This is a genomic window from Planktothrix sp. FACHB-1355 (assembly GCF_014748295.1).
In the GTDB taxonomy this organism is placed as follows: Bacteria; Cyanobacteriota; Cyanobacteriia; order Cyanobacteriales; family Aerosakkonemataceae; genus Aerosakkonema; species Aerosakkonema funiforme_A.
The window spans coordinates 1-10,038 of sequence record NZ_JACJUP010000110.1; the positions used below are offsets into that span (position 1 = coordinate 1).

9 protein-coding genes are annotated in these 10,038 nt (G+C 47.6%); 6 read left to right on the forward strand and 3 right to left on the reverse strand.

Annotated features, from left to right (window positions below; translation table 11 throughout):
• Nucleotides 1-197: 197 nt before the first annotated feature.
• Both H6S82_RS07665 and H6S82_RS07670 read right to left on the reverse strand, forming a co-directional pair.
• A complete protein-coding gene (locus H6S82_RS07665) occupies nucleotides 198-1,667 on the reverse strand; it encodes an ATP-binding protein (RefSeq protein ID WP_322111995.1) in 1,470 nt (489 codons plus the stop codon).
• Nucleotides 1,668-1,669: 2 nt separating this feature from the next.
• Nucleotides 1,670-2,347 (reverse strand): response regulator transcription factor, encoded by a 678-nt coding sequence (locus H6S82_RS07670; protein ID WP_190472591.1) that lies wholly within the window; start codon nucleotides 2,345-2,347, stop codon nucleotides 1,670-1,672.
• A 135-nt stretch (nucleotides 2,348-2,482) separates the two neighbouring features.
• On the opposite strand from H6S82_RS07670, the gene H6S82_RS07675 reads away from it, so the two are divergent.
• From H6S82_RS07675 to H6S82_RS07700, 6 genes are all read left to right on the forward strand, one after another.
• Nucleotides 2,483-2,953 (forward strand): Spy/CpxP family protein refolding chaperone, encoded by a 471-nt coding sequence (locus tag H6S82_RS07675; protein WP_190472594.1) that lies wholly within the window; start codon nucleotides 2,483-2,485, stop codon nucleotides 2,951-2,953.
• A gap of 296 nt (nucleotides 2,954-3,249) precedes the next feature.
• The gene (locus H6S82_RS07680) at nucleotides 3,250-5,259 is read left to right on the forward strand and encodes an efflux RND transporter periplasmic adaptor subunit (RefSeq protein WP_190472596.1); all 2,010 of its coding nucleotides are present in this window, start codon (nucleotides 3,250-3,252) and stop codon (nucleotides 5,257-5,259) included.
• Nucleotide 5,260: 1 nt separating this feature from the next.
• The gene (locus H6S82_RS07685) at nucleotides 5,261-6,565 is read left to right on the forward strand and encodes an ABC transporter permease (protein WP_190472599.1); all 1,305 of its coding nucleotides are present in this window, start codon (nucleotides 5,261-5,263) and stop codon (nucleotides 6,563-6,565) included.
• Nucleotides 6,566-6,583: 18 nt separating this feature from the next.
• Nucleotides 6,584-7,108, forward strand: coding sequence for a GNAT family N-acetyltransferase (locus H6S82_RS07690; protein ID WP_190472601.1), 525 nt, complete (start codon nucleotides 6,584-6,586; stop codon nucleotides 7,106-7,108).
• A gap of 14 nt (nucleotides 7,109-7,122) precedes the next feature.
• Nucleotides 7,123-7,791, forward strand: coding sequence for an ABC transporter ATP-binding protein (locus H6S82_RS07695; protein WP_277926389.1), 669 nt, complete (start codon nucleotides 7,123-7,125; stop codon nucleotides 7,789-7,791).
• 440 nt (nucleotides 7,792-8,231) lie between these two features.
• Nucleotides 8,232-8,426: a hypothetical protein gene (locus tag H6S82_RS07700; RefSeq protein ID WP_190472604.1), complete on the forward strand. Its 195-nt coding sequence runs from the start codon at nucleotides 8,232-8,234 to the stop codon at nucleotides 8,424-8,426.
• A gap of 147 nt (nucleotides 8,427-8,573) precedes the next feature.
• On the opposite strand, the gene gltD is transcribed toward H6S82_RS07700, so the two are convergent.
• Complete coding sequence (gene gltD, locus H6S82_RS07705) at nucleotides 8,574-10,037, reverse strand: glutamate synthase small subunit (RefSeq protein ID WP_347339473.1); 1,464 nt, start codon at nucleotides 10,035-10,037, stop codon at nucleotides 8,574-8,576.
• Nucleotide 10,038: the final 1 nt, after the last annotated feature.

Sequence of the window (10,038 nt, forward strand, 5' to 3'; positions counted from 1 at the left end):
CGATTCCAGGCGCTGCTACCTTATGAAGGCTCTCAAAGCCAAACATTGAAGGCGTTACAAGCAAAAAATACTGCTCGGTTCGCTGTTACTTTTTGTTAAGTTCGGTATTTAAGAGTTAAAACTGCCGATCGCACGGTGGCGCTCTACACTTGCCGCCTTCTATATATTATAGGCAATTTGGGACAAACCTTTTGGCTCTAAGACGCCCCGATCGAGCTGACGCCGTGACGAGGGATAACCTCACTCGGTAAGGTCAAGGTAAAAGCAGTCTGACCGGATGGCGTTGGATCGAGCGTCAGTTCACCTTTGTGTGCGCGTGCGATTTCCCGCGCTAAACTCAGTCCCAGTCCTGTTCCCTCTACTTTGCGCGTTCGGGCGGGGTCGCCACGATGGAACCGATCGAATACGCGATCGCGATCGGACTCAGGAATATCCTTAGAACTGTTGGTAATGGTCACCAACACAACATTTGCCTGACGGTAGGCGTTAATCTCGATCCAACCATCTGGAAGATTGTACTTAATAGCATTACCGATGAGATTTTGCAATACTTGAACCAGTAAGTCGCGATCGCCTTGCACCTTCAATCCGGGTAGAATTTCCGTTTGTACCTCCAGATGTGGTGCCAGCAGTTCGATATCCTCCAGCATCTCGTTTAATAAATCGGACAAATCTACTTCCACCCGATGCAGACTCATCTGTCCGGCATCTGCCAAAGACAGCAGCAGCAGTTTCCGCACAATTCCGCTGAGACGGCGCACCTCATCTAACAAGCTGCTTAAACTTTGCTGCACATCCGATTCAGCTTCAACTTGTTGCAGAGTTCGTTCCAGTTCACCTTGCAAAATAGCTAGAGGTGTCTTAAGTTCGTGGGCGGCATCCGCACTGAAGCGAGAAGCTTGCTTAAAACTGCGTTCCAGGCGTTCCAACATTTGGTTAAACACCTGAATCAACTCTAGAAATTCTACATCCGTTGCACCGATCGGAACTCTTCGATCGAGTCCTTTGACCGTAACTTGTGCAATGGCAGCAGTTAACTGTTGGATGGAACATAAGGTACTGCCAGACAGACCCCACGCACCACCAAGAACCAGGAGCAGTAAGATAGGTATCGAAATCAAGAAGACATTGCGGATCGTCGCCATTTCTCGATCGATACCATTTAAACTAACAGCGATCGCAACACTGTGGCGGGGAAAAGCGATCGCACCTACACGCCAAATACCGTTTTTTGTGTGCTGAGTTGTAAATTGGGATAACTTCGGCGGCTGAATGCGACGAGATATTGGGCTTTTTTTATTGAAGGTCGGAACTGGTGGAAGTAACTGGTACGGACGGAATGGCAACAAGGATTTCAGATTGAGATCCCCAGACCACTCACTTGACTGATACAGGATTTCTCCGTTGTTACTTTCAGCTTTTATCGTAATAGGCGTTTGTGAGTTACTGCCAAACGCAAAATGTAAAGAAGTTTCGTAAGCTTGCCAATTAGTTTGCACTCGCGGACGTACAGCCATCAACAGTTGGGTTTCCAGTTCCGCGTCTAGGCGGCTTACCTTGGCATCGTAAATTAACCACCAGGAAATTCCGGCAAATCCCACGAGGGTGCTACCAGCTAGGGTAGCCGATAGTAAGGCGATTCGGAGCCGAAAAGAACGGAGTCCCACAATCAAGATTCTAATTTGCGAAAACGATACCCAACTCCCCGCACGCTTTCGATCCAACTCGATCCTTCAACGGGGTCTATCTTTTTGCGTATCCTTTGAATGCAGACATCAACCACATTAGTATTGGGATTGAAATCGTACCCCCAAACGTGTTCCAAGATTTGCGTGCGAGTAAAAACTCGTCCGGGAGAGCGCATGAGGTATTCCAGCAGGTTAAACTCGCGAGTAGTTAATTCTACGGTAATATCGTTGCAGGTGACTTCCCGTGCGATGCGATCGAGTTTAATTGGCCCAAGACAAAGCAAATTTTGCCGATCGCCAGAAGTTCGACGCACCACGGCATGAATGCGAGCAACCAACTCCTCCACAAAAAACGGTTTCGCTAAATAGTCATCCGCACCGAGATTCAGACCGACAATTCGGTCATCCAGTTCATTGCGAGCTGTAAGCAAAATGACTGGGACGTTGTTACCTGCCAAACGCAGACTTTTGAGGATAGTCAGTCCATCCTTCCCAGGCACCATGATATCAAGCACGATCGCATCGTATTGATTTTCCGTAGCGCGAACATAGCCTTCGTTGCCGTTATCGCAATAATCAACCACGAAACCCTGCTCTTTCAAACCTGTGCGGACAAAGTTAGCTATTTTTACCTCATCTTCAACGAACAGGACGTGCATAAACCTTTATTCTACTTCCGATCTCTACCTAGAAAAATTACAAAACTGTAATCCAGAAAATCAGTTTGTTGTCATTTTGGCAGATTTAAATAAAAAACATAGACATCTACCCATTCTCAAGACAAGGAGATCGTCATGCGGATTAATCGAGGACTGTTAGTTTTATCTGCGGTTACACTTTTAATGGGGGCTTCCGGTTTTATGGCTCCCAACAAAGTAGCAGCCAATCAGTCCGACCTGGTAGCACAAGATTCATCGCAACCCAACAGTAAACCGGAAGGTGCGAGGCGACGTGGAGGCAGAGGTTTTGCAGCTATCTCCGGGCTGACTGATGCTCAAAAAGACCAACTCAGACAAATTCATGAGTCTACTCGCCAGCAGATGGATGCCATCTTGACAGCAGAACAACGAGAACAAATGCGTACTGCCAGAGAACAACGTCAGCGTCCCAGTATAAATTTAACTGAAGATCAAAAAACGAGAATGAGAACAATTCGGGAGGACGCCAAGAAAAGAATGGAAGCTGTTTTGACCCCCGAACAGCGGCAACAACTCGAACAAATGCGTCAGCAAAGACCTCAACGTCCTCAACAACCTCAGTCTTAGTGACGCTAAGAGCTTATCCGAAAAATCGACATCTGCGTTCATCTGTGTTTATCTGTAAATATCTGTGGCTAAATCTCCTCAAAGATACTTTTCGGATCGCTCAAATTAAAGTAGCTTGGGTTGAGTTGGTTAAAATTTAACCACAGATGAAAAAAGATAAACACAGATGAACACAGATTTCTTACTCGAACCCAATCTACTATTCTTTTTAATCTAACGGTGTTGGGAAAACAGAGGCAAATCCAAATCGATATCCTAGAGAAACCATCCACAGCAATTGGGTAAGGCAAGGGAGGATGAAACTCGATTCACCGCCAGAGGTTACTTTAAAGCCTTCTCCGCAAGGCCCTGTTAAAAAGAGTTCGATCGTTAAATGGCTCGTTGGATTAATCGTTCTTGGGGCATTGGCAGGCGGAGGATACCTCGTTTACGTTCAACTGACAAATGCACCGCGCCAAGAAGCGAGACGTCGGATGCAGACGGTTTCTGTGGAACGAGTCAATTTACCGATTTCGATCTCCGCTAATGGAACTGTGCAACCAGAACGAGCAGTGAACATGAGTCCTAAGAACTCTGGCGTGTTGAAGCAGTTGCTGGTGAAGGAAGGCGATCGCGTGGAGGCAGGACAAATCTTAGCATACATGGATGATTCCAACCTGCAAGGGCAAATGACTCAAGCTAAAGCGCAACTAACATCGGCGCAAGCAAATCTGGATCGGCTTTTGGCAGGCAATCGTCCTCAAGAAATCGCGCAAGCAGAAGCGCAGTTAACATCGACGCAAGCAAATCTCGATCGGCTTTTGGCAGGCAATCGTCCTCAAGAAATCGGTCAAGCAGAAGCGCAGTTAACATCGGCGCAAGCAAATCTCGATCGGCTTTTGGCAGGCAATCGCCCCCAAGAAATCGGCCAAGCAGAAGCGCAGTTAACATCGGCGCAAGCAAATCTCGATCGACTTTTGGCAGGCAATCGCCCTCAAGAAATTGGCCAAGCAGAAGCGCAGTTAGCATCGGCACAAGCAAATCTCGATCGGCTTTTGGCAGGGAATCGCCCTCAAGAAATTGCCCAAGCAGAAGCGCAACTAACATCGGCACAAGCTAACTTACGACAGGCAGAACTTACTTTTAATCAAAACAAACAATTATATACAGCGGGTGCGATCGCTCTACGTGAGGTGGAAGCTTCCCGTAGTTCCTACGACACCGCCAAAGCCCAAGTCAAACAAGCACAGGAAGGTCTTAATCTGGTAAAATCGGGCACTCGTCCGGAAGAGATTGCCCAGGCACGCGCCGAGGTTAAACAAGCACAGGAAGCTCTTAATCTAGCGAGATCGGGTAGCCGTCCGGAAGAAATTGCCCAAGCACGCGCCGAGGTCAAACAAGCGCAAGAAGCACTCGCTTTGGTAAAAGCGGGCACTCGTCCGGAAGAAATTACCCAAGCACGCGCCGAGGTGAAAAAAGCACAAGAAGCACTAGATTTAGTAAAATCGGGCACTCGTACCGAAGAAATTACGCAAGCACGCGCCCAAGTCAAACAAGCACAAGAAGCCCTCAACCTGCAACGTGCTGGTACACGTCCGGAAGAAATTACGCAAGCACGCGCCCAAGTGATGAGCGCTGAAGGCGCTATGCAGACCATTCGCGCACAGGTTAACGATACCGTGATTCGCGCTCCCTTCAGCGGCGTTGTAACTCGCAAATTTGCCGATCCGGGTTCGTTTGTCACCCCAACTACTTCCAGCAGTTCGGTTTCTTCAGCTACCTCATCATCTATCTTGGCCTTAGCATCTCAAAATCAGATCGTTGCTAAGGTTGCAGAAACCAGCATCCCGCAAATTAAAGTCGGGCAAAACGTCACAATTGAAATTGATGCCTATCCAGGTAAGACATTTAAGGGCAAAGTTACCCAAGTTGCCACCCAGTCTACCGTGGAGCAAAACGTGACCAACTTTGAGGTGAAAACCTCGATCGATGACCCGGAAAACTTGCTGCGTGCGGGGATGAACGCCAACGTGGTGTTTGAGGTTGGCACGTTGAACAACGCTTTAGTGGTTCCCACTGTGGCGATTGTGCGCCAAGAGCAAGGAACTGGTGTGTATGTGTTAAACCCAGAAAGAGGCAGACCGCGATTTAAGCCGATCGCAACTGGACAAACAGTGGAGAATAAGACGGTGGTTGTGTCTGGACTGGAAGAAGGAGAACAAGTTTTAATTAGCTTTCCCCAAGGAAGACCCCAAACTAGGACACCTTCATTAATGCCGGGAATGGGGCCGCCAGGAGGAGGTAGAGGAGGTAGAGGGGGCTTTTAATATGAAGACAGAGGGTAGAAGGCAGCAATTTGAGAGGAAAGCCGGAAATTTGGGTCGAATTCATCCGACCGAAATTTCTCTGTTTGAGGTGCTGACAATGGCAGTGGAGGCGTTGTGGAGCAATCGCCTCCGGACGAGTTTGACGATGCTGGGCGTAATTATCGGTATTGCCTCGGTCATCATGGTGACATCGGTCGGACAGGGAGTCCAGAAGGCGACGGAGCAACAGATCCAAGCTTTGGGAACAAATGTGATGTTGGTGTTGGCGGGAGCGGCGCGGTATGGGGGTATCAGTCAGGGTGCGGGTTCGGCAGGTACGCTGACTTGGGAGGATGCCCAAGCGATCGCCAAACAAGTACCGGCAGCTACTGGTGTAACTGCTTACTTGCAGAGATCGGGACAGGTGGTGTATGGCGATCGCAACGTTTCCACTTTCATTCTGGGAGTTGATTTGAGCTATCCCGATGTCAAAGAAATTCATCCCCAGGAAGGGCAATTTTTCAGTCAAGACGACCTTGACAAAGCGGAACCTGTTGTGGTCTTAGGTAGCAAGGTGCGGAACGATTTGTTTCCCAGTGGACAACCTGCCGTCGGTTCCACCGTGCGGGTTCAGAGCGGACGCTACACTGTGATTGGGGTAATGGAGTCGAAAGGCTCGGTTGGCGGACAGGATCAGGACGATCGAGTTTATATTCCCCTCACTAATATGTCCCGTCGAATTGTGGGCAACAATGCCATTAATGGCACTGCTATTAACGGTTTGTGGCTGAAAGCGAAAGATCAAATCGACCTGGAAGCTGCCCAGTTTCAAGTTACAAACTTGTTACGAATTCGGCACAATATTTATCCGCCAGAACCGGATGATTTTCGCATCAGCAATCAGATAGATATTATCAATGCTTTTAGCAGCGTGGTGGGATTATTCACTGTTTTGATCGGTGCGATCGCAGGTATTTCTTTAATCGTCGGCGGGATTGGGATTGCTAACATTATGTTAGTTTCTGTGGTGGAACGCACTCGCGAAATTGGTATTCGCAAAGCTGTGGGAGCTACTAACAGGGCTATTTTGAGTCAATTTCTGGCTGAGGCAGTACTGGTTTCTCTGGCGGGAGGAGCTTTGGGTATTATTATCGGCATTAGTCTTACTTTTGCAATTGCTAATGTATTTAAATTTCCCTTTGTGCTTTCTGTCTGGTCAGCTGTCGCCGGACTCGTCCTCGCTATTACTGTAGGACTGATAGCTGGAGTTATACCCGCTCGAAATGCGGCAAGGCTCGATCCAATTGCGGCACTGAGAAGCGATTAAAGCAATCATATAAGAACTATGCCAAACCTACACATTGAAACAACGCGCCTGACCTGGCGACCTGTTGAGCTAACAGATCGAGATCGATTGCATAATTTGTGGATCGATCGACATATCCGGAGATACCTGTTTGACGATCGCATCGTCTCGCGAGATTGGACAGAAAACGAAATTATCAAGAGCGGAGAATCTTTTGCCAAATATAACTTCGGTCTGTGGTTAGTTTTTGCCAAACAAAGCGATAATTTTATTGGATTTTGCGGTTATCGCGTCCCGGATGAATCATCAGAACCAGAACTTTTGTACGGAATTAAATCGAACTATTGGTGTCAGGGGTTGGGAACGGAAGTAGCGCTTGCAGCAAGCAAGTATGCGTTCGCAAACCTTGGTTTTCAGCGCGTTATTGCTAGCGTAGATAAACCCAACTTAGCATCCGTTAAAGTCTTACAAAAGATCGGTATGAAGTCCGATCGGTCTGTTTGCGTTAATGGTACAGAGATTCTTTACTTTGTATTGAAACAGCAAGATTTAGAAACTTTTTAATTTTTGTTTTGTTTATGGCAACGATGATTTGGATGGAAGCTATCAGAAAAACCTACCGTTTGGGAGAGGTCGAGGTGCCTATTCTCAAAGGAATCGATCTCGCTATTGAAGAAGGCGAGTATGTCGCTATTATGGGCGCATCCGGTTCTGGCAAATCTACTTTGATGAATATTTTGGGGTGCCTCGATCGTCCTACTGATGGATATTATTTTCTAGAAGGCAGAAACCTGACAACGCTCAATAATGATGAGTTGGCTTATATACGCAATCAGCGGATTGGTTTTGTGTTTCAGCAGTTCAACCTCCTCCCCCGCGCCACAGCTTTAGAAAATGTGATGTTGCCGATGATTTATGCAGGCATTTCCAAATTTCAACGTCGTCGGCGTGCGGAGGAAGCGCTGAGTCGAGTTGGTTTAGGCCAAAGGTTTTTCAACCGTCCCAGTCAGCTATCTGGGGGACAACAACAAAGGGTAGCGATCGCCCGCGCTCTTGTCAACCGTCCTGCCCTTGTTCTAGCGGACGAACCTACAGGTGCTTTAGATACTCAAACCTCTTACGAAGTAATGGAGTTACTGACAGATTTGAACAATCAAGGCATCACCATAGTTATTGTTACCCACGAACCGGACATTGCTGCCCAAACTCACCGCACGATTCATGTCAAAGATGGCTTGGTGGTTTAATTTGTTAAATCTGGCTTTGAAGCATTACTTAATAAATCACAATAAAAAGCTTACAAACCTAACCATAATTTAATATACAGAAAATATCTGAATATTTACAGTCTCTCTTCACTAACCTACATTCGGTTCAAGTCATTGGTAAATATGGATAAATAGTTATCGTTACACAACGGATAAGCATTAACACTTAGTAAAGTAATTACTAATAATTGTTATAACTTTTGTTAAAGATTGGATACTCACTCGATCGCTAGGCAAAAGAGGGGTAAACGGTGAAAATCCTTACTGTATAAGCTTTTCCCTTTTCACCTTTTTGGCTTTGCTCTCCGAATCGTAAAAAATCCAGTAGAAAGTTATCTCATCTGTTTATGCTGAATCTGATTACAATATAATTAATTTAGACTGACTATTCGATCGGTCATATCAGTAGAGGTTACTCTATGCCACAAGTTAACTATACTATTCCTACCATCAGGACTCTGCAAGAATTGGATCGTGCTGTTGAGCGCTACAAAACCAGTAATCTAAGCGGTGGTGAACTTCTTTCTCTATGGCAAGCTATCCGCGATGCTTCTCTCAATCAGAACTTCTCAGAACCTAAGAATGATGGGGTTTCTGTTGAAAATAGCTACTAAGTTAGGGAGCTAACTATCTTCGCGAAAATCATCAATCTGGGCAATTGGGGGCGGCAATATTTAGAGCAGTTTTCATTTAGATAAAGTTTTCTGAGATCCCCGACTTCTTCAAGAAGTCGGGGATCTTTGTATCGCTAAAGATCTGAATTAAGGCAAATCGGTACTCCCCATCAGATACAAATCGCACTCGCGGGCGGCACCGCGACCTTCATTTATCGCCCAGACAATCAGGCTTTGACCGCGACGACAATCACCGGCAGCGAAGACGCCGGGAATACTGGTAGCGTATTTGCCATAATCGGCTTTGACGTTGCTGCGGGCATCGCGATCGAGTCCCAAGGCGTCCAGCAAAGGTTGTTCTGGGCCAAGGAAACCCATTGCTAGCAAAACTAGCTGGGCGGGAATCACTTTTTCCGTACCGGGGATGTGTTTGGGGATAAATTGACCTTTCTCGTTTTTCTCCCAGTCCACTTGTACGGTGTGGATGGCTTTGACGTGACCGTTTTCATCACCCTCGAACTTGGTGGCTGTTGTGAGATAGACGCGGGGGTCGCCGCCAAATTTAGCAGCCGCTTCCTCCTGACCGTAGTCCATTTTGTAAACTTTGGGCCACTCCGGCCAGGGGTTATTGGCAGCCCGTTCTTGCGGTGGCTGAGGTAGAATTTCTACTTGTACGAGGCTGTTGCAACCGTGGCGAATTGAAGTGCCCACGCAGTCAGTACCGGTATCGCCACCACCGATGATCGCGACATCTTTGCCTTCCGCAGAGATAAAGTCCTCTCCTGGTTTTCGATCCAGAATCGCTTTTGTATTGGCAGTAAGAAAATCCATTGCGAAGTAGATGCCCTTTAACTGGCGTCCTTCGATCGGCAAATCGCGCGGCTTAGTCGCACCTGTGCAGAGTAGGACGGCATCGAATTCCTTGAGGAGATTTTCGGCGGGAAAGTCTTTACCGACTTCGGTGTTGCAGATGAATTTCACACCTTCTTCTTCCAAGACTTTGAGACGGCGGAGAACTACTTGCTCTTTGTCCAGTTTCATGTTAGGGATGCCGTACATGAGCAATCCACCCGGACGATCGGCCCGTTCAAATACCGTTACCCAGTGACCCGCTTTATTGAGTTGGGCAGCAGCAGCCAGTCCGGCTGGGCCAGAACCAATGACAGCAACTCTCTTACCAGTGCGCTTGGTGGGTGCTTCCGGCGTTATCCAACCTTCCTCCCAACCTTTATCGATAATCGAACATTCAATATTTTTAATTGTGACTGGCGGATTGTGGATACCCAACACGCAGGAACCTTCGCAGGGTGCGGGACACACGCGCCCGGTGAATTCGGGGAAGTTGTTGGTTTTGTGCAAGCGATCGAGCGCTTCCCGCCACAGTCCCCGATACACAAGGTCATTCCATTCCGGGATCAAGTTATTCACCGGACAGCCGCTAGCCATACCGCTGATGACCGTTCCCGTATGACAAAACGGCGTACCGCAGTCCATACACCGCGCCGCCTGAGTGCGAAGCTTGTCATCCGGCATATGCAAATGGAATTCGTCCCAGTTGCGAACGCGATCGAGCGGGGCGAGTTCCGAGGGCAATTCGCGCAGAAATTCGATA